The sequence below is a fragment of the Paenibacillus sp. SER-28 genome, from assembly GCF_052906305.1.
The window spans coordinates 73467-93861 of sequence record NZ_JBRECM010000001.1; the positions used below are offsets into that span (position 1 = coordinate 73467).

The 20395-nt window shown below is 47.2% G+C and carries 16 protein-coding genes; 14 read left to right on the forward strand and 2 right to left on the reverse strand.

Going from position 1 to position 20395, the window contains the following annotated elements; all coding sequences use genetic code 11:
* Positions 1 to 58 precede the first annotated feature (58 nt).
* The 6 genes from ACUYLD_RS00270 (at position 59) to ACUYLD_RS00295 (ending at position 8348) form a co-directional block, all read left to right on the forward strand.
* Positions 59 to 994 carry a nucleoside hydrolase gene (locus ACUYLD_RS00270; RefSeq protein ID WP_446674182.1) on the forward strand — a complete coding sequence of 312 codons (936 nt, stop codon included), beginning with the start codon at positions 59 to 61 and terminating at the stop codon, positions 992 to 994.
* Between the two features lie 183 nt (positions 995 to 1177).
* A complete protein-coding gene (locus ACUYLD_RS00275) occupies positions 1178 to 3853 on the forward strand; it encodes a PAS domain S-box protein (RefSeq protein WP_446674183.1) in 2676 nt (891 codons plus the stop codon).
* A gap of 163 nt (positions 3854 to 4016) precedes the next feature.
* Positions 4017 to 4406, forward strand: a complete 390-nt coding sequence (locus ACUYLD_RS00280) for a GntR family transcriptional regulator (protein WP_446674184.1) — start codon at positions 4017 to 4019, stop codon at positions 4404 to 4406.
* A complete protein-coding gene (locus tag ACUYLD_RS00285; RefSeq protein WP_254326609.1) occupies positions 4399 to 5301 on the forward strand; it encodes an ABC transporter ATP-binding protein in 903 nt (300 codons plus the stop codon). The genes ACUYLD_RS00280 and ACUYLD_RS00285 overlap by 8 nt, the downstream gene beginning before the upstream one ends.
* A complete protein-coding gene (locus ACUYLD_RS00290) occupies positions 5276 to 7369 on the forward strand; it encodes a DUF6449 domain-containing protein (RefSeq protein WP_446674185.1) in 2094 nt (697 codons plus the stop codon). The genes ACUYLD_RS00285 and ACUYLD_RS00290 overlap by 26 nt, the downstream gene beginning before the upstream one ends.
* A 214-nt stretch (positions 7370 to 7583) precedes the next feature.
* Entirely contained in the window at positions 7584 to 8348 is a 765-nt protein-coding gene (locus ACUYLD_RS00295; protein WP_446674186.1) for a methyltransferase domain-containing protein, read from the forward strand.
* A gap of 58 nt (positions 8349 to 8406) precedes the next feature.
* Here the strand turns inward: ACUYLD_RS00295 and ACUYLD_RS00300 are convergent, their stop codons facing one another.
* A complete protein-coding gene (locus ACUYLD_RS00300; RefSeq protein ID WP_165176592.1) occupies positions 8407 to 8679 on the reverse strand; it encodes a hypothetical protein in 273 nt (90 codons plus the stop codon).
* Positions 8680 to 8778: 99 nt separating this feature from the next.
* Between ACUYLD_RS00300 and ACUYLD_RS00305 the strand changes: the two genes are divergently transcribed.
* From ACUYLD_RS00305 to ACUYLD_RS00320, 4 genes are all read left to right on the forward strand, one after another.
* Positions 8779 to 10230, forward strand: coding sequence for a PstS family phosphate ABC transporter substrate-binding protein (locus ACUYLD_RS00305; RefSeq protein ID WP_446674187.1), 1452 nt, complete (start codon positions 8779 to 8781; stop codon positions 10228 to 10230).
* Positions 10231 to 10379: 149 nt separating this feature from the next.
* The gene (locus ACUYLD_RS00310; protein WP_254350906.1) at positions 10380 to 11621 is read left to right on the forward strand and encodes a WD40/YVTN/BNR-like repeat-containing protein; all 1242 of its coding nucleotides are present in this window, start codon (positions 10380 to 10382) and stop codon (positions 11619 to 11621) included.
* A 13-nt stretch (positions 11622 to 11634) separates the two neighbouring features.
* The gene (locus tag ACUYLD_RS00315) at positions 11635 to 12498 is read left to right on the forward strand and encodes an aldo/keto reductase (RefSeq protein WP_061831062.1); all 864 of its coding nucleotides are present in this window, start codon (positions 11635 to 11637) and stop codon (positions 12496 to 12498) included.
* A 14-nt stretch (positions 12499 to 12512) separates the two neighbouring features.
* A complete protein-coding gene (locus tag ACUYLD_RS00320) occupies positions 12513 to 13049 on the forward strand; it encodes a mismatch-specific DNA-glycosylase (protein WP_254326603.1) in 537 nt (178 codons plus the stop codon).
* Positions 13050 to 13145: 96 nt separating this feature from the next.
* Here ACUYLD_RS00320 and ald read toward each other — a convergent pair whose 3' ends face one another.
* Positions 13146 to 14276, reverse strand: a complete 1131-nt coding sequence (gene ald / locus ACUYLD_RS00325) for an alanine dehydrogenase (RefSeq protein ID WP_446674188.1) — start codon at positions 14274 to 14276, stop codon at positions 13146 to 13148.
* 245 nt (positions 14277 to 14521) lie between these two features.
* Between ald and ACUYLD_RS00330 the strand changes: the two genes are divergently transcribed.
* From ACUYLD_RS00330 to ACUYLD_RS00345, 4 genes are all read left to right on the forward strand, one after another.
* On the forward strand, positions 14522 to 16186 hold the full coding sequence (locus ACUYLD_RS00330; RefSeq protein ID WP_254350907.1) for a PucR family transcriptional regulator: 1665 nt from the start codon (positions 14522 to 14524) through the stop codon (positions 16184 to 16186).
* Between the two features lie 101 nt (positions 16187 to 16287).
* Positions 16288 to 17811, forward strand: a complete 1524-nt coding sequence (locus tag ACUYLD_RS00335) for a copper amine oxidase N-terminal domain-containing protein (RefSeq protein WP_446674189.1) — start codon at positions 16288 to 16290, stop codon at positions 17809 to 17811.
* A 189-nt stretch (positions 17812 to 18000) separates the two neighbouring features.
* Positions 18001 to 19311 (forward strand): galactokinase, encoded by a 1311-nt coding sequence (locus ACUYLD_RS00340; protein WP_446674190.1) that lies wholly within the window; start codon positions 18001 to 18003, stop codon positions 19309 to 19311.
* Positions 19312 to 19427: 116 nt separating this feature from the next.
* Positions 19428 to 20345 carry a PD-(D/E)XK nuclease family protein gene (locus tag ACUYLD_RS00345; protein ID WP_446674191.1) on the forward strand — a complete coding sequence of 306 codons (918 nt, stop codon included), beginning with the start codon at positions 19428 to 19430 and terminating at the stop codon, positions 20343 to 20345.
* Positions 20346 to 20395: the final 50 nt, after the last annotated feature.

A 20395-nucleotide genomic window follows, 5' to 3' on the forward strand; every position in this document is an offset into this window, starting at 1 on the left:
AAGCATTGAAATTGTGTATAATGAAAAAAAGAATGCTGTTCTACTGTGGAGGGTCATCATGAGCAAAAAGTTAATCTTAGATGTAGATACTGGCATTGACGACGCGCTTGCTATTGCGTACGCGGTCCATTCGCCGGAATTGGAGCTACTCGGTATTACAACCACCTTTGGTAATATCTCGGTGGAGGAGGCAACACGTAACTCACTGATTCTGCTGGAAAAACTGGGGGTAGAGGCTCCGGTCGTGTCTGGCGCTCACAAGCCGTATACTCGGGAGCTGTTCAAACCTTATTCCCGGCATATTCACGGCGAAGACGGTATTGGCAATCAGTTGAAAGGAGCACCTTCCCGTCAGGCTGCGTCTGGGGATGCCGCTGATTTTATAATCGGACAGGCTCGACGCCATGAAGGCAAACTTACCCTGGTAGCTGTGGGACCGCTGACCAATCTTGCGATTGCATTGGATCGCTGTCCCGAATTACCCCAATTGCTTGACCGCCTGATCATCATGGGCGGCGCGGTCACAGTGAAAGGGAATGTAACTCCGACGGCTGAAGCGAATATTTACACCGATCCAGAAGCCGCAGCCTATGTGCTGGGAGCGGGCTTTCCGCTTACGCTCGTTGGGCTGGACGTCACGATGCAAACACTGCTTCCACAGCAGGATGTGGACAAATGGCGTGAGCAAGGGACCGAGCTGGGTGCGTTTATGGCAGATATGACAGACTTTTATATGGAAGCTTATCGCAACTTCAGACCTGGTATTGCAGGCTGTGCTTTGCATGATCCACTGGCTGTAGGATTAGCGATAGATTCCAGCTTTGTGGAGACGCGTCCAATGCACATTGCCGTTGAGGTGGGCGATTCCGCCGAGGTTGGCCGCACCCGTGAGGTGCAAAATGAGAACGAAGCTCAAGCACTGACTACGGTTGACGTGGCACTTAAAGTCGATGCGGAGCGATTTTTGCGTCATTTTCTTAGCCGGGTGGTATAAATTAGCCGGGTGGTATAAAAAAATAATTCGAAGATTGCCGATGAACCTGCATCGGCAATCTTTTGTGCATACATGTTTTAAGGGCATTCATCTAGAGGCGGACTCACCGTTATAAAAATTCCATATCATGTTAGAATAGGTATAGTTAGAAAAACTGCCGGACCACAAAGGAGGAGATTCATTGTGTTTTCTGCTGCTCGACGACTGCCTTTGCTGGAACATATGTATAATCATGCCCCGACAGGAATCGTGATTTTGTCGAGGGAGGGGAAGTGCCTGTACGTCAATCCCGCCTTTTGCAAAATGGTCGGATATGAGCAGGAGGAATTACTAGATATCCGATATTACCATCTCTTATATAAAGAGGCTCAGGATCAGCAAGGGTTAAGGGAGGCTTACGCAGGTTGGCTAAAGGCTACAGATCAAGTCTATAAGACAGAGCTGCGTTTGAAACATAAACGGGGAACATCCGTCTGGCTATCGCTGGAATTAACCATATTTGATGATGAGGCTACCGAACAATCTTATTTGATTGCGTATGCAATGGATATCACGGAGAAAAAAGATATGGAGCAGGTGCTCTCGGATAATGAGGATTTGTACATGCTGATTACGGAAAATACGCCGGATGTTATCTCTTATAGCACGGCGGACGGCATACTCCAATATATTTCTCCTTCGGTGGAAAAACTCCTAGGCTATACAAAGCAGGAAATGCTCGGCAAAAAGCGGCTCCAATTCTACCATGTTGAAGATGCCGATTATATGCGTGTACATGGACTCTTCAAGGAAACAGGCATTATGAAGCGGCGTGTTCGTCATAAGGATGGGCACTATTTGTGGCTGGAAGTATCGTACCGCATTATTCGGGATGAACAGGGCAGGATCAAGCGAGTTCTATCCATCGGACGAAATATCACAGAGCGCCAGAAGAGCGAGGAGAACCTGGCAAAAGCTCAACAGTTGGCGATGTTCGGCTCATGGGACTGGGACCTGGTCAACGATGTTATGCATTTTTCCAAGGAATTTCGCAGCATATTTGGCTATCGTGTCAAGCCGGTTGAAACAAGTATTGACGCGTTCATGGCGGCTGTTCATCCAGAAGATACAGAGCGCATGAAACAGATTATCACCAACATTATATTAAAGGGAGTTCCCGAAGAAACCTTTTACCGGATTGTATTGCCCAATGGGGAACAAAAGGTACTGCGTTCAATCTGGGAAGCTGAAATGGACGAGCATGCAGGCAAACCCGTTCAAGTGGTTGGTATGATCCAGGATGTTACAGAGCACCGGGAAATGGAGCAGCGTCTGCGCGAAAGTGAAAATCGTTATAGGTCACTGTTTCAGCATAATCCACTTGGGATATGCGCCGTGAATATGGAAGGTCATATCTTGAGTGTGAATCCGAGCTTGGTGGAGCTTACGGGTTATACGAGGGACGAACTGCTTGGGGCTGACATACTTATCATGGCTTCCTCTGAGGAACAGGACAAAATCAAGCGTCATATGGAACTGGCCAAGCAGGGTGAGACGCAAACCTATGAATCGGAATTCATACATAAGGAGGGGGAGCGTCTATTCATTAAGATGACGAATATCCCGATTTTCGTGCAAGAGGAAATTGTAGGCTGCTACGGGATTATAGAAAACGTTACCCCTCTCAAAAGCTACATTGCTCAAATTGAAAAACTTAGTAATGAGCATTCGCTTATTTTGAATGCCGTATCCGAAGGAATTGTGGGTTTAAGTAACGAAGGACATGTCCGCTTTATGAACCCGGCAGCTATCGAGATGTTCGGCGTAGGATCGGCTAATCCGCTGAATGGCGCATGCATAGATATGATCCGCCATGCTGACGAAATTGGTAGTCATTTTCCAGACGAACAGTCCTCTATTCTTCAAGCGATTCGAAGCGGAGCCTCTTATCAGGCTGAGGAAGCTGTATTTTGGAAAAAAGACGGGTCCAGCTTTCTGGCCTCCTATCGAATCAGTCCTTTGATGGATAATGGCGAGCGAAAAGGAGCTGTGATGGTTTTTGTAGACAGGACGAATGAAAAGGAGATCATTCGGGCCAAGGAGTCTGCCGAACGCGCCGATCGGGCCAAGTCAGAGTTTCTCTCTGTGATGAGTCATGAGCTCCGTACACCGATGAACGGCATTATAGGCATGGCAGGGTTACTGGCAGATACTGAATTGGATGAGGAGCAGCGTAGCTATATAGACATTATTACCAGCAGCAGCGGTGCTTTAATGCAGATATTGAATGAGATACTGGATTTGAGCAAAATCGAAGCTGGCAAAATGTCTTTGCTACACGAGCCCTTTGTGCTAGATAATGTGGTCGGCAGTGTGGCTGACCTATTCATGACGCAGGCTATAGAAAAAGGCATTGAGCTGGAATGGCATGTGGATCAGGAAATGCCGGGAATGCTGGTCGGTGATCATGTGCGTATTCGACAGGTGCTGGTGAATTTGGTGAGCAATGCGATCAAATTTACGGAGCGAGGGCGTGTAAATATCTTTGTGGAGAGAAAGGCTTACAGCCGTCGTAAAAATAGATGCCTGATTGAGTTCAGTGTAACGGATACTGGAATCGGTATTCCAGCAGACCGCCAGCATCTATTGTTTCAGCCTTTTTCCCAACTTCATCCGGCACTGAACCGAAAATATGGAGGGACAGGACTGGGATTGTCCATCTGTAAAAACTTGGTCAAGCTGATGGGAGGTTCTATTGGTGTGGATAGCGATGAGGCCAGAGGAGCGACGTTCCGGTTCCAGCTGGATCTTAAGCTGCCGGAAGGTTCAACGCTTGCGAATATAAGCCGTGATGAACCTTATGAGTCAAAGGAAGGCTAAAAAAGAGATAGCCGTGATGCATGATGCATCACGGCTATTTTTGTAAGGAATACCCAAAGAAAAGATTGACAAACTGTTCTAACTGTACTATCGTTAATAGTACAGTTAGAACAGTTGAAGCTATATAAATTGAAATTGAGCCAGTGTTGGAAGGAGGAAGTCCATGTTCGAGCTGGATATCCGCAGCCGCAAGCCGATCTACGAACAGCTTATGGACAGGGTAAAGGAAATGATCGTGTACGGATCGCTTCAGCCGGATGAGCAATTGCCTTCTGTACGGGCATTGTCCGCTCAACTTACGGTGAATCCGAATACGATTCAGAAGGCGTATCGTGAGCTGGAACGTGAAGGCTATATCTATTCCGTTCAAGGCAAAGGCAGCTTTGTCACGCCTACCCAGCAGCAGCCGCAACAAATCAAGCGAGATGAGATTCGGGCGGCATTGTTAAAACAAATGATCGAAGCTGTCCATTTCGGTTTTACACAGCAGGAAGTGGACGGCATATACGTGGAAGCTATACAAACAAAGGAAAGGGGGATGTCCCTTGATTGAATTAAGGGAAGTCACAAAGACATTTACAGAAGAAAAAGCTGTTGATCAGCTAGCCCTTACGGTAAAGAAGGGCTCCATTTTTGGACTGCTGGGCTCGAACGGAGCTGGGAAAACGACCTTGCTCAAAATTATTGCCGGGATTTACCGACCCGATGCTGGCAAGGTGTTAATCGGTGGACAGCCGGTATATGAGCAGCCTGAAGTCAAGCAGCACATTCTATTTTTGCCGGATGCCCCCTATTTCTTCCCACAAGCGACAATTCGTCAGATGGCCCGGTTTTACCGCTCTATTTATCCAAGTTGGAGTGAAGAACGCTACACACAGCTTACAGGTATTTTTAAGCTGGACCCGAAGCGCAAACTTCACCGATTTTCCAAAGGGATGAAGCGTCAAGCCGCTTTTTTGCTTGCCTTGAGCTGTATGCCTGAGCTGCTGGTTTTGGATGAACCCATTGATGGTCTGGACCCCGTGATGCGCAGAATGATCAAAAATCTCTTGTTCCAAGAAACCGCTGCACGTGAGATGACCGTCGTAATTTCATCTCATAATTTGCGTGAGATTGAAGACATGTGTGATCATGTGGGCATTATGCACCAAGGACGGATGCTGTTGGAAAAAGAGGTCGACGACCTCAAATCTGATACGCATAAGGTGCAGGTTGCTTTTCGGGACAGCATGCATGAGGAAGCTGTCTGTGGCCAACTTTCGGTCGTACATAAGGAGCGGAGGGGCAGTGTTCTGCTGCTTATTATCCGGGGTGAGCGAGAGCGGATTGCAGAGACAATTGAAGCGTATGAGCCGCATGTATTCGATTTGTTGCCGCTGACGCTTGAGGAAATTTTCATTTATGAAATGGAGGACGCAGGTTATGACATCCAACCGATTCTTCTGTAGCGGCGGCGTAATTCGCCAATGCTTGACACAGCATGGCTGGATCGGTCTATTGTACTTGGCGGGATTGCTGTTTACAGTACCGCTGCCATTGTTTGTGAGCATTGGTTATGAACAACCGCAAGTGGTTTTAAAAAGCTTGTTCGATAGCACAAACTCGGGTAATGAATTGCAAAAATTGATTTTAATGACCGTACCGGTGCTGGCAGGCGTGATGCTGCTTCGTTTTGTTCAGCGACAGGGGCCATCCGATTTGTATCATAGCCTACCTTTGCGTAGAGAGCATCTATTAACGGCACATTTCATTAGCGGTCTTATTCTTTTACTTGTACCTGTGTGGCTGACTGCGGGAGTAACTGCTTGGGTTAACACGTCAATCGAACTGCCTTATATTTTCCATATCAATGATATTGGATCGTGGGCTCTGGTCGTATCCGTCCTTACGATTTTCCTGTTTACCTTTACCGTGTTTGTAGGGACTTGTGTGGGACAATCGTTGCTACAGGCCGTAGTAGTGTATGTTTTGCTGCTATTGCCTCAGTTTCTATTCATGATGATGGGGCGTTTTCTGGAACGTAATTTATACGGTTATGTGCGGGTACGAGAAACCGTTGTCCAATATATTAACGGTTCGGAGTTTCGTAGTAATAATAATGTTTGGGAAAACTTATCGCCGTTTGTACGCATTGTGGAGAACTTGCCGCAGCGCGCCTTTTCCTACATAGAGCTACTTGCCTATTTAGGTATCTCTCTGCTGTTTGTCGCCTTGAGTTATGGTTTGTATCGTAAACGCTTGGTCGAAAAGGCGACTCAGGCCATAGCATTTCCTTTCTTACAGCCTTTGTTCAAGGCAGGGGTTATACTATGCGCCATGCTAGTACTAGGTGATTATTTTTATAATCCAGGTACAAGAGGAGTAAATTGGTCGATTTTTGGCTATACACTTGGAGCTATTTTAGGCTACATCGTTGTAGAGATGGTCATCCGCAAGACATGGCAAATTGTGCGTGTTCGTGCTTTGGTGGAAATGGTTGTTTACGGTGTGATCATGGGGCTGGTACTATATATCCCGATTTCAGGTTGGTTGGGTTATGAGGGGCGGATTCCAACAGCTCACTCCGTAGAAAAGGTTTATGTCGGGCAAGAGGAGCCTCTAGGGGGAGATGCACAAACAGAAGCTTATTACTCCCAAGACAGGGCTTACATCGCCTCTGTGCTGAATTTACATCGTGAACTCGTACGTGCACATGCAGCTGGTGAGAAAACGTTGTCCAAAAACCTGGCGGTTGAATCGGCAGTCATAGTCTACCGTTTGGATGATGGTTCCACCATGACTCGCCGCTATACATTCCCGGAGAAGCCTTTCCGGACAGAACTAACTAAAGTGATGGAAGCAGAGCCTTATAAAACGGTAAGATACCAGCTGGATAAGCTGCAAGGGAGAGCAGAAACGATCAATATCCAATCAGTAGATGACAATGAACGACGAGTGGTTTTGAGCGAACCCAAAGAGATTCATGAATTTGAAGCTGTACTCAAAGAAGAAGTTTTAAATATGAGTTATAGCGAAATGCAATCAGATCGATATCCCTTGGGGAGTGTTTCTGTTACAAATAAAGAGTCATCTTTTACCAATGAACCGAAATGGAACCGTGAACTTTCATTTAATTGGCCGGCTTCCTATCACAAGCTTACAGAATGGTTAGAACAAAAGGGATATGCGGATAAGGTCATCATTGATTCTAAGGATATTTTTTCAATACGGGCTGTTCCTATTATTACTGAAGAGCTTGAGCCTTACCAACCCAATCAGTATATTGAAGACTATAAACTATTTAGAAGTATTCAACAGAAACACAAAGCAACAACTATTACAGATCAGAAGCTTTGGAGTACTGTACTGGAAAAGCGCAGACCTTATAACCTTACTCCAAATATAGAGAAAGGCACTTATATGTTTCAAGTTAAGATTAAGCCTTTATACAGTTCAGATGCCCACACAGGCTATTACTTATTAACTCCGAAAGATATGACACCGGAGCTTGCGAAGGCATTACCGACAGTTCCTTAAGCTCTTACGAAGGACAGTATCTGGTTTGGATAGCATATGGACGGAGGTAGATGAACATGGGATGGTTCGGACACGACATATAACAACCTTATCGACGGGTAAGAGCTCCTCCACATTAGGGCTGACATAATAAAGGCACAGAGAGATACAACGTAGAACATACAGAGAGAAGAGTTCAATTATGTCCAGTCCAATAGTGGAGGAGCAAAATAATATGAAATATACAGAAGATCGTGAATTTCTACAGTTGTTGGAGCATCATAGGCAGCCATTTTCCGGATGGGATTTTTCATTCATTTTGGATACAGGACGAGTGGCGAGCGAGCCTTTGGACTGGTCTTATGCCAGCAAGGCTTTGGCATTGATCCATTCCTCCAAAGCGATGCTGGATATGGGAACAGGCGGGGGAGAGCTATTGTCGCGGTTACGTCCTTTTCCAGAGATCGTTTGTGCGACAGAGGCATATGCACCGAACGTTCCTATCGCCAAGGCAAGATTGGAGCCGCTGGGTGTGCGCGTGATGGCTATACATGATGACGATTCCCTTCCGTTTGGCGATGCCGGGTTCGATCTTGTGCTGAACAAGCATGAGTCATTTTCGCCAACGGAGGTACGACGTATTTTGCGCCCAGGTGGGACGTTTTTGACTCAACAGGTAGGGGGCCTGGATTGTGCGGGTATCAACGACCGTTTGGGAGCACCTGAATACGAGTATGCGGACTGGACCCTTTCTCAAGCACTTGCAGGTTTGAAAAGCAATGGCTTCGAAATTGTAGAGCAGCAGGAGCAGTTTCCAATACAGCGGTTTTACGATATTGGAGCACTTGTCTACTATTTAAAAGCCATTGAATGGCAGATTGCAGACTTTCAGCCAGAGAAATATATAGAACAGCTGTATGGTCTGTATTTGGATATCCAACGTGATGGGTACTGGGACGTGAAGCAGCACCGTTTTGTGATCCATGCCAGAGCGATATAAAGAAGATTCGATACCAAAAAGGTCCTTCCCGTGGGGGAGGCCTTTTTTGCCATAAGCATTAGGGTAAGAACAATATCAGAAGCCACATGGCGGTTGGCAGTGAAATACCAACGGCTATCGCTATATAGGGCAAGGGAGTTCGGAAGTAGTTTTTACAGTCCGCCTCCTTGTCCTTTTTCTCGTGATAGAACGCTACCTGGGTTGCAAAGCTGTGAAGTAGCTTGAGTGCTTCATCGCTTGGAATGTGCTGTAAGGAATGCCATAGATCATCATGTGCTTTTCGGAGCAAGGTTACATCAGATGTATGATTCGGGTGATCGGTTAAGGACATTTTTATCCTCCTCTCGTATACTAATCTTTACCATAATTGTACAATGAAGAAGCAATGGTTTACAGTCTCATTTCATTCATTAGATATAGGGGGATGTACATGTCTGATCCAAAGAGAGTTATAACCAAGCCGGAAAAGGATGAGTCTGTGCGGATAGCATGGTTTTGGCCATGGCTGGGCGGTACGTTTATGTTTGGATTGTTTTCAGTCATGTTTAATGTAGTTTGGAGTATGGTTGTGGCACCCCAAGTGCAGCTTCTGCTGAGGCATGAAGGTGTCACAGATACAACTGTGTTTGTAATATTACTTCTATATGCATGGATTATCGGTCTCATTTTTGCAGCTTATGGTGCCTTGAGTGCGCGTATGTCTAGCATGGGCAAGCTTTCGCTGATGCTGACTGGGCTATTATCATTATTATGTGGGCTGTGGTTGTGGATTGTAGGCATACAAGGGTCTGGTGGCCAACCTGCTGAAGTGGGAGGGGCGTGGGAGCTCTTTTCACTCTATCACGCTTGGGCGGAGCCTGTGTTGGAGGTATTGGGGCTATATACACAGCATGGTGAAGTTTGGTTTCTACTGGCAGCACTGTTGCCGATAGCTGGCATGGTAGTAGGAGTTGGGGTGAATCGTTATCCAGCGCTAACCGACAAGAATGGTAAGGTGGATTATAGATGGCAATGGATTGTTGCCGCGATATCTGCTGCGCTCTTCATTGTGCTAACGATTACACTGATGCTTCCTCAACGCCCGTACATTGCAGAGAGGGATTTTCCGGTAGTAGACGGGGCTACGGCGGCCATTCCATTCGCGCAGGATATGCTGCATGAATTGACCGGAATGAACAAGGTTCGTGCGGCTCACGAACTGAGATTCAACACAACACATCAGGCTTATGTCAATCTGATCGAAAAGAAGGCGGATCTGATCCTGGTGGCCGGTCCTTCCGATGAGGAATTACGCCTGGCAAAAAGTCGGGGAATTCAAATGAAGCTTACACCCATTGGGTGGGATGCTTTTATTTTTCTCGTTCATAAAGGCAATCCAGTTAACGGACTTTCTTCGGAGCAGGTACGCAGCATATATGAAGGATCTATTCGTAACTGGAGTGAAGTAGGGGGAAAGCATCAGCCGATCGTTGCTTATCAGCGGGAGGAGAATTCAGGAAGTCAAACATATATGCAAAAGAAAGTGATGAAAGGTCATGACATGGCTGAACCTCCTCGGGAACTCCGAATTGGCATTATGGGTGGTATGATTAATGCAGTCGCAGATTTTAACAAGGATCACAACGCGCTCGGATATTCATTTTATTATTTTGCAAATGTGATGCATAATCGTCAAGAGGTCAAATTTTTGTCTATTGATGGAGTGGAGCCGAACAAAGAGCACATTCGCTCGAAACAATATCCATTCACAGCTCAACTGTTCGTGGTCACACGGGAAGGCGAGAAACCAAGCCCTTCGATGCAACGACTACTCGAATGGCTGCAAAGCGAAGCAGGAACCCGGGCCATCGAAAAGGGTGGCTTTGTTCCTGTAAACTCGTAATCCTGTAACACTGGTTTGCATTCAGTCCATTCCGTATATTCACCTTAAGAGTGAAACGAAGACAGCAGGGTAATACATAGAATATACATGGCTGTGAATACGATACCCGCACAGCCATGTATATCACCAACATAAGGGGATGAACGAAAATGAAGAAAAAAACATCGGTCTGGGTGCTTTTACTCGCCGTAGCCATAGTGACAGCGGGGTGTGAAACAGGCTCACAAACAAGTTCGCAAACAGGACAAACGGCTCAAAATGAGCAAAAGGGTGCCGCCTCGGCACAAGCGAATGGTTCGGGAGCGACTGTAGATACACCGAAAACAGGAGGACAAGCAACCACAGATGCTACTCAAGCGAAGGTCCGCATGGACAATATTACCGCGTTGCGTTTGATTGACGGCCAATCCGGCTGGATCGGCGGAAATGGCTGGATTGCCCGAACGGACGCGGCTGCATCCGGTTCAGTCGGATCGACGTGGAATGTGCAATATCAGGGCCAAGGTACGGTTCAGCAGATTTTTGCCTTGAACGGGCAGCAGGCCTGGGCTGTTATGGCAGATAGCGGAACGCTGCTGGCCACTCGCGATGGCGGCAAACGCTGGGAGGTTGTCGGGACTGTACCTGAGCAAGGGCAAGCGGGCTTTTTACACTTTGTATCATCCAAGGAAGGGTTCAGTGGCAACCAATATACGAAGGATGGCGGGCAAAGCTGGTCCTCGCTCCCCGTGCCTGGCCACTTGGTAGGACAGCCATATTACCATGATCAGCAAAACGGCTGGGCAGTTACGCAGGACACAGACCGTTCGTTTCAGATTTTACACACGGTTAACGGGGGCCAAAAGTGGACTACTGTCATGTCACGGACAACGGAGGCGCCACTAAATGGAGCCATTATTCGTTCGGTAGAACGTGGCAACGCATGGATCGAGCTGGTTGGCGATACGGGGATGAATCAGACGTCGTATTCGCTTTGGCATACTGCCGATAGTGGACAAAGCTGGCGTGCTGTGCTGGCGAATACCACTGCTGGCGGCGGTCCGGCACCAGGTATTAGCCAGCAAGACAACCAGGTTCCCAAAAATGAAGGGGCTGCACCAGGTATGCTCTATGCGGTTAATAGCAATACCGCATGGATGGGCGGCTACTGCGCACCGTGCGACAAGCCCAATACCATCGGCTGGACGACTGACGGCGGCAAGACGTGGAACAATGGCAAGCAAGGCTTTGACGGTTATGGTGGTCAGCAAATCGGGATGGCAAATGCCAAGGAAGGCTGGGCTATTTTCTCGGATTCAGAGCAGGCCCCAGTCATGTATACCACCTCGGATGGTGGACAGCATTGGGCGCAGAGCCATGTATTTGACAAGCCTGTGGCATCAGGCTCCTAAGGAGGGAATGCATATGAGCCAACATAAGAAAAGTGTGATTACCTGGACTGACGGTCGTGATGTGCCGCTAATCGGGCAGGGCACGTGGCATATGGGTGAAAAAGCATCACTCCGCCAGGAAGAAGTGCGCGCGCTTCAACTTGGCTTGGAGCTGGGCATGACGCTGGTGGACACGGCTGAAATGTATGCGGAGGGCGGCGCAGAAGAGATCGTCGGAGAGGCCATTCGGGGTCGCCGGGATGATGTCTATCTTGTTAGCAAGGCGTATCCTCATCATGCGGACCGCCAAGGACTGGCTCAAGCGTGCGAAGCGAGCCTAACCCGAATGGGAACGGAGTACGTGGACATGTATTTGTTGCATTGGCGTGGGAATATTCCGCTGGAAGAGACGATACAAGGTATGGAAAAACTGCGTGAGCAGGGCAAAATCCGCAGCTGGGGAGTGTCCAATCTGGACAAGTCCGACATGGAGGAGTTATGGAGCCTAAGTGGAGGCGAAGCCTGCGCTGTCAACCAAGTGCTGTATCACGCAGCTTCGCGGGGCATCGAATATGATCTGCTACCTTGGAGCCGTACGCATGGAGTGCCTGTGATGGCCTATTGCCCGATTGCCCAAGGTGGCCGCCTGCGACGGGGGCTGTTGGAGCATCCTGTTATGGTAGACATTGCTGCCAGCCACGGGATAACTCCATCCCAAATTGCGCTCGCGTGGGTCATACGGGACGGTGATGTCTGGGCAATTCCGAAGGCGGTGCAGGAATCGCATGTACGAGAAAATGCAGCGGCAGCAAGTATTCGGCTCACTCCTGAACAACTTCAACAAATAGACGAAGTTTTTCCTCCGCCAACGCGGAAGCAGCCGCTGGATATTGTTTGAGGAAGGAGGAGCCCATGACAGAGCGAGAGACAGAACTGCATGAGGTAGATGATCATCTGGATTATGGATTATCCGTTGTATTTATCGGCTTTAATCCCAGCTTGAAATCAGGCGAGGTAGGACATCATTATGCGAATCCGCGCAACCGATTTTGGCGCATACTGGAGGGAGCAGGCTTGACACCTCGCTTGTACGATCCATCGGAAGATCGGGAGCTGCTAAAGCTGGGCTTCGGCTTTACGAACATTGTTTCCCGTCCCACGAGGGGAGTAGAGGATATTTCACGCGAGGAATACGCCGAAGGACGTCTGAAGCTATACGAGAAGCTAAAGGAATACCGCCCGAAGGTTGCTTGCTTTGTCGGCAAAGGCGTGTACACCGAATACAGTAAAAAATCCAAAGTAAATTGGGGATTTCAGCCTGAACCGCTCATTCCCGAGATGCATGAATTTGTGGCACCTTCGTCTAGTGGACTGGTGCGCATGTCGCTGGAAGAAATCACAGATATTTATCGCCATCTTCAAACGTTCCTTTCGTCAGAAATCGTCTGAAATGCAGTAAGCACGGTGAATACAGCTAGCACTCAAAGAACCACACGCTTCAGTCCCTGCTGGGAAGAGCGTGTGGTTCTTTGAGCTGTTTCTATTCTATTGTAAGGCTTTCGCCTGCCATGCCTGTTCCACGGGAACATAAGGATATCCCAGATCACGTGCAACCGCTTCGTAGGTAATATGTCCGTTCAGGACATTAGTGCCGCTAAGCAGTGGCTTGCTTCTGCGAAGCGCCTCCTGCACACCCAAATCTGCGAGCTGGAGAGCAAAGGGGAGCGTCGCGTTCGTCAGAGCGAGCGTCGAGGTTTGCGGTACCGCGCCCGGCATGTTTGCTACCGCATAGTGAATGACGCCATGCTTCACATAGGTAGGCTGATCGTGTGTGGTGATATGGTCAATCGTCTCGACTATGCCGCCCTGGTCGATGGCCACATCCACAATCACAGAGCCGGGCTGCATCGTCTGTACCATGGCTTCCGTTACGAGCCGCGGAGCTTTGGCACCAGTGATCAGGACAGCACCGATCAGCAAATCACTTTGCGTCACGGCTTCAGCAATGTTGGACGGGGTGGACACCAGCGTATGGAGCTGATTGCCAAAAATATCGTCCAGTTGGCGCAGTCTTTGCAGGCTCAGGTCGATCAGTGTCACATCTGCCCCAAGACCGATGGCGACCTTGGCAGCATTGGTACCGACCACCCCTCCGCCAATAATGGTCACTTTACCGCGTTTCACCCCCGGCACACCTGCCAGCAGAATGCCTTTGCCACCCTTTGGTTTTTCCAGCAGTTGTGCTCCAATTTGTACAGCCATTCGACCGGCAACCTCACTCATCGGAGTAAGCAGCGGGAGGCTGCCTTCAACATCTAGCGTCTCATAGGAAATGGCGGTTACGCCGTTGTCTGTTAAAGCGCGGGCCAGTGCTAGCTCGGCAGCCAAATGTAGATAGGTGAATAAAATCAATCCTGGTCGAAAATATCCGTATTCAGAGGAGAGCGGCTCTTTTACCTTGATAATCAGATCCGCCTGGGCCCACACATCCGCAGCCTGCTGCACAAGGGTCGCACCCGCAGTGGCATAATCTCCGTCTGTAAAGCCGCTTTCAACACCTGCATGGCTTTCCACAAACACATGATGTCCGTGTTGAATCATTTGAGCTGCACCTGCTGGCGTTAGAGCGACACGATTTTCATTGTTTTTAATCTCTTTCGGAACCCCAATTTTCATTTCATTCACCTCTCCTAAAAATAATTGTTAAGAAAATTACACTATCATTTTTCCGCAGCCCTGCCGATTAGTTACATGGACTCAAGCCGATAAATGCAATTCATGTTAGATTAGGTACAGTTTACAAGGGGTGAAGCTCCTTGACATCATACATTTTGTCGGATTATCTGACTTAAAGGCTCGACTTTTTGATGAATATATGTCATATAAAATGACATAAAGACATAAGCATAAGGAGAATGCCGATGAACGGTAAAAAAACATTTACCATTGCGGATGTGCTGATACGTCCTGTTTTCCGGCGGGCGAAGCTGGCGGCGGGGGAACAGGGCGTACATCGCCTTGTGGGTTGGGTCCATGTGCTAGAAATCACAAATGTTTCTCCGTTTGTGAGCCGTCATGACTTGATTTTGACGACCGGCCTGTGGCTCACCCGGAAGGGGGAAGAGCGTGCCGAGTATATGGAGCAACTGATCCGCTCGGAAGCCGCAGGATTGTGTGTGGAGCTGGGCACGAGCATTCATGAAATCCCCTCTGAAATTCTGGAGTTGGCGGAACGACATCACTTCCCGGTCATCGTATTTGAGCAGCCAGTACGTTTTGTTGAAATTACACAAGATATTCATTCCCTACTTATTAACCGACATCATGAACTTCTAAAAGATCTGGAGCGATTTTCACGTCAGCTTCAGCAGGAAACCCTGCGCAGCACTGATATGAACGCCCTCTTGCGTGTGCTTCATGACTATGCAGCCCGGCAGGTCATCTACATGTCTTCCATTGAAACCAATCGATTCGTACCTTCCGTCCAGCCGGATCTAGCGGACCGTATTGCAGATTTTTATGCCAATGAAGTGGAATCTAGTATGACCGCCGATCGGGAGGGGCATCTGCTGTTTCACCTGAATGAATCCACTGCCGTCTTGTTTCAGCCCGTTGTATGCTTCGGTCAGGTGTTTTCCGCAGTAGGTTTGGTACTGCATAGTGAAATGCCGACGGAAGAAATGTCGCTGCTACTCGATTACACTGCCAAGGCAGCCGCTACATTGGTGCTGAGAACACAGTTTCTTGAAGACCGATTGCTGCGTAATCAAAATGAATTGATTCAGGATGTGCTGAGCGGACAGCTTCCCAGTGAAGAACAGGCTCAAACCCGGATGGGCCTGCGATTGTTATCGAAGGGGCAGTATTTATTTTGGGCAGGGGTTATTGAGGTAGAACATCAGGACAAGGATGCCAGTCAGGTACGCAAGGAATCCATCAATCAGGATGTGCTAGTGCTGCTTCGTTCATTGTTGAAAAAAGAGACGTTGCACAACCTGCTGATGATGAAGGGAAGTCAATGCTACATCCTTTGTGCCAAGGAGGAATTAACACTGCGTTCCGCAGCGCAAATGAAAAAAGTGCTTGCCCATACTGTTCAATATATTCAGAATTATGCCGCAGGACAGCTTGATAAGGTGCGCATTCATGCAGGCTTTGGTAAAGTAAGGCATCGCATGACGGGGACGGATCGCAGTTTTGAAGAGGCATATGAGGTCATTGAAGTGGCACGAAGCGTCCCAGTCATGAAGGATCGGTTATTTTACGACAGCATCGGAATCTATCAGTTGTTGAAGGCGGTGCCCCGCATTCCTTTTCTACAAGAGTTCGTAGAGGACCATTTGGGCGAGCTGATTGCGCATGATCGTGAGCACCATATGCAGCTTTTGGATACACTGGATGCCTATTTTCAATCCCATGGCTCCAAGCGTGATACCGCCGGAATTTTGTACATTCACAGACAGACCCTTTATAATCGGCTGGATAAAATTAATGAAATCATAGAGGGAAATCTGGCAGACCCTGACAAACGCCGTTGCCTGGAAATGGCACTACTGGCTTACCGGATGCTTCAGGCTGAAAATTGATTCTAAATAACTAGTTCTATTTTCCATTCTACTCATTTACAATGCGTGTTAACACTGAGATAATAGAAGAGATTACGGAAATATCTTGAAAGGGGATTAATATGAATATAAAAAAATGGATCGCCGTCCCTCTTATTCTGTTAATGGTAGCTTTGACAGGTTGCCAGGCAGTAGGTGGATTTGATGTAAGTAAAAGTTTATTGGGAACACTTGATGTGAAATCCCAGCAGACAACGGAGAAAATCTCTCTTAAATTGACTCCAAAAGAAGGAATCACGCAAGGAGATAAGGAAATCGTAGATTTGATTAATTCGATTTCCGTCACTGTGGATGAAGCCAAAGTACAATCGGAGGAACTTGCTTCTGCCAAAGGTACATTGCACATCGATAAGTATAATTTGCCGTTTGAACTTGCTTTAGACCGCCAAGGTTTGGCTATTCAACTGGAAGGTGCCAAAAAACCTTATTACATATCTTTGAACTCGCAAGAGAGTGTGAGCGGTCTGCCTGCTGGATTTGATCCATATGTATATTCCAAAGACGTGAGAGAACTGACGAAAACAGCCGCTGCACTTATGCTCAAGCATGCGCCTAACCCTTCTACCATTTCTGCAACGTCTGTAACCGAGGAAGTATACGGTGAGAAAGACAAAGTGAAACTGACCCATCTGCATGCTGAACTTCGTGGTGATGAGCTGGTAACATTGGTAAAACCGTTCCTGGCGAATCTGGCCAAGGACGAAGCAGGCTTGAAAGAGCTGATCGGGCAAGCCATTGATATGACTAAAACAATTGCTTCCGGCATGAATATTGAAGGTAGTGATAAAGTAACAGCGGAACTGAGTGCTAACAAAGAAAAAATGGTCAATGAGGCTTATACCGAAGTTAAAAAGTATTTGGATCTAGCCGTTGATCAGTATGATGTAGGCGTTAGCACCATGTATGCACAGTCCCCTGAAATCAAAACGGTTCTGAGTGCTAACACGGTTCTGAAAAGCGACATGTATTTTGATGAAAAAGGAAATGTTCGCAAAGCGGCGACAGACCTGACGGTTGCTTTGCCAGATGTGGACGGTCTTCCGGTGAAGTCCTTCACAATTCTGACCGAAACTCAATCATGGAACGTCAATGGTAGTGTGACGGCTGATAAAGTGGATATTTCTAACGGTGTTATTGACTTGAATAAACAAGCTGAATTAACTCCGGGAGCGACGCTGCGCAATTTTGAAGCGAATTCTCCGATCTACAACATTTTAAAAAATGATTTGAAAATTACAAAAGTAGAAACAACTTTCGATCCTAAAGACGATTACTACGTCTTGGAGAATCGTGGTGGCACTGCCTTTATTCCATTGCGTGAACTGACGAGCGAACTGAGCTCCGAGTTAAAATGGGATGCAGCTGCCAAACAGACTACTGTAATTGATGATATTACAGGTAAGACGATTAAGCTGAAAAGTGGCTCCAAACAGGCTGTATTGGAAGGAAGCACATTGACGCTGCCACAAGCTCCATATACGGATGAATATGGTACATTGTATGTTCCTTTCAAATCAGTTGCCGAGGCGCTTGGCGCCACAGTAACTCGTAATAATGATGGGGAATATGTACTGAAACGCGACTAAAAAGAAATTCAAGGAACCGGCCCAATTAGGGGCTGGTTCTTTTTTTGTTATATTGGTAAAATGCTCAGTAAAGCGATTAAAATAAGCGCTTACAAATTTTAAAAGTGCCATACTTTCATACAGGGAAAATTGAAATAATGCTAGTATCATTCCAGCATAGCAAAACACATACAATTAGGGGGATATACGATGAAAGATATGGAACTATTGAATTCCAGAGAGGGACAAATGGTGCTTGCCCGAATGTACGGTCAACAGCAAATCTCTGAGCAAACGACTCGATATGAATCACTTATACAGGCGTATCGGAAGCATTTTGGTGTAGGGGATATTGAACTGTTTAGTGCTCCGGGGCGCTGCGAAATTGGTGGAAATCATACAGACCACAATCACGGAAAGGTGCTGGCAGGCAGTATTACACTCGATACCATCGCTGCAGCTTCTAAAGTGGAGGAGTCTGTAATTACATTCTTTTCTGAAGGCTACAAGACGAAGTATGTCATCGATTTAACTGACTTGTCGCCAAAACCGGAGGATGACAGTACGATGCTGCTGATCCGTGGCATTGCCGCTGGTCTACTTGAATTCGGATACCGTATCGGGGGATTCCGAGCTTATATATCAAGCAATGTGTTCTCTGCTTCAGGTTTAAGTTCTTCCGCTTCTTTTGAAATGTTGATATGTACGATATTAAATCATTTTTATAACGAGGGAGCGTTAGATGCTGTTGTTAAATCCAAAATTGGTCAGTATGCGGAAAATGGCTATTGGAACAAGCCGTCGGGGCTGCTCGATCAGATGGCTTGTGCATATGGCGGCTTGATTTCCATTGACTTTGAAAATCCCAAGGAACCGATCATAAATCCTGTTCATTGGAATTTTGAACAAAACGGATATTCCCTCGTTATTGTAAATACAGGTGGAAATCATGCTGATTTAACGGACGATTATGCGGCGGTGCCCAACGAAATGTTTGCAGTGGCTCAGTCTTTAGACGCTTCGGTTTGCCGTGACTTATTGCCGGAGGATCTATATGCCAACCTTAAAATGGTCAGGGAAAAAGCAGGAGACCGTGCAGTACTGCGGGCGTTGCATTTTTTTGAAGAAAATAGACGTGTGGATGAACAGGTGAAATCACTGGAGGAGGGGCGCTTTACTGATTTCCTGGGGCTCGTTACCGAATCTGGTAATTCCTCATGGAAATGGCTCCAAAACGTATATAGAAGTGGGATTGCGCGGGAACAAGACGTATCGGTTGCACTGGCTTTAACCGAAATGTATTTAAAGTCAATAGATAACAGCGCATGCAGAGTACATGGTGGTGGCTTTGCTGGTGTCATCTTGACGATTCTTCCGAATGATCATGTGGATGATTATAAGGAGTGGATCAGCGGCATGCTAGAAACTCCGGTACTTGTTGTCAACGTCCGTGAGGACGGTGCTGTTAATGTTAGTGATTTGATACATGTTGAACGGACTCATTGCGAGTCTACAAACTAGTCAGTCAGTAGAAGACTTTAATCCATGGGTTAAAGTCTTCGTCCTTTTTATCGCCGATACAGCTTGGGTTTGCGTTATAATAAAGAGATGATAGTTTTAATGAAGGAGGGCCTGTCATGGCTATATACCCGTCCTGGTCCTATTCGCAATCGAGGGCTCAAACGTTCGATGAATGCTTACGCAAATACTATTATCATTATTACGGCTCGCATAATGGCTGGAATTCGGCGCAGGGCACTGAAGAGCAAGTTACGTTGTATCGGCTCAAGCAACTGAGCAACTTATATATTTTATTCGGGAATATTACGCATCAAATGTGTGAATCAGTCATACGTGGATGGATGGAAAAAGGGGCTATCCCGCGCACAGCATACCTCGAGACAGCTATGAAGAACATGTTGAATAACAGCTACAAGGAATCGCTACACCGTGAGCTATGGCTACAAGATCCGAAAAATCGCGTCATGCTGGCGGAGGTTTATTACGACGACGAGGTGCTTCCGGAACGGATCGCCCTTATTAAGGAGCGACAGCACGCGGTGATACACAATTTGTACCGTACTGCGGTTTGGCGTGAACTGCAACAGGGAAAGGCCCGAATTGTAGAAGTGGAGAAGTGGGATACGATGCTCCTTCATGAGACGAAAGTGTATGTCAAAATGGATTTGCTCTATCGTAGAGACAATGGAGACATGGTCATCGTGGATTGGAAAACAGGCAAGGAAGGTGATTTTTCCGATCAACTTTTTTTGTATGCTTCCTATGTGCAGGAGCACTATCAGCTTCCTTTGGAGAAGATTGAGGTACGTGTGGAGTATCTGATGACAGGAGAGCATGAGGTATATCGTCCCACACAAGAGGATATCGACAAAGTGGTTGGTAATGTCGGACGATACATCGATGAAATGAAGTCCTGTCTCGATGACGATTACTATAACCGCCCCAAGCCCGAGTCTTTCTTCACTCCGATGCCTTCACGCAGAGCGTGCGGAGGCTGTAATTTTCGTGAGGTGTGTAAGTACCGAGCGGTGTGAAATGACTCGATCGCCTTTGCCCCCGGATTCCTACCCTAATTAAGCTAGTG

Coding starts and splice junctions, on each gene's coding strand:
- ACUYLD_RS00290 (WP_446674185.1), top strand. CDS start 5,276: ATGACATCCAACCGATTCTTCTGTAGCGGCGGCGTAATTCGCCAATGC.
- ACUYLD_RS00315 (WP_061831062.1), top strand. CDS start 11,635: ATGAGCCAACATAAGAAAAGTGTGATTACCTGGACTGACGGTCGTGAT.
- ACUYLD_RS00300 (WP_165176592.1), bottom strand. CDS start 8,679: ATGTCCTTAACCGATCACCCGAATCATACATCTGATGTAACCTTGCTC.
- ACUYLD_RS00305 (WP_446674187.1), top strand. CDS start 8,779: ATGTCTGATCCAAAGAGAGTTATAACCAAGCCGGAAAAGGATGAGTCT.
- ACUYLD_RS00320 (WP_254326603.1), top strand. CDS start 12,513: ATGACAGAGCGAGAGACAGAACTGCATGAGGTAGATGATCATCTGGAT.
- ACUYLD_RS00330 (WP_254350907.1), top strand. CDS start 14,522: ATGAACGGTAAAAAAACATTTACCATTGCGGATGTGCTGATACGTCCT.
- ACUYLD_RS00340 (WP_446674190.1), top strand. CDS start 18,001: ATGAAAGATATGGAACTATTGAATTCCAGAGAGGGACAAATGGTGCTT.
- ACUYLD_RS00335 (WP_446674189.1), top strand. CDS start 16,288: ATGAATATAAAAAAATGGATCGCCGTCCCTCTTATTCTGTTAATGGTA.
- ACUYLD_RS00345 (WP_446674191.1), top strand. CDS start 19,428: ATGGCTATATACCCGTCCTGGTCCTATTCGCAATCGAGGGCTCAAACG.
- ACUYLD_RS00270 (WP_446674182.1), top strand. CDS start 59: ATGAGCAAAAAGTTAATCTTAGATGTAGATACTGGCATTGACGACGCG.
- ACUYLD_RS00280 (WP_446674184.1), top strand. CDS start 4,017: ATGTTCGAGCTGGATATCCGCAGCCGCAAGCCGATCTACGAACAGCTT.
- ald (WP_446674188.1), bottom strand. CDS start 14,276: ATGAAAATTGGGGTTCCGAAAGAGATTAAAAACAATGAAAATCGTGTC.
- ACUYLD_RS00295 (WP_446674186.1), top strand. CDS start 7,584: ATGAAATATACAGAAGATCGTGAATTTCTACAGTTGTTGGAGCATCAT.
- ACUYLD_RS00310 (WP_254350906.1), top strand. CDS start 10,380: ATGAAGAAAAAAACATCGGTCTGGGTGCTTTTACTCGCCGTAGCCATA.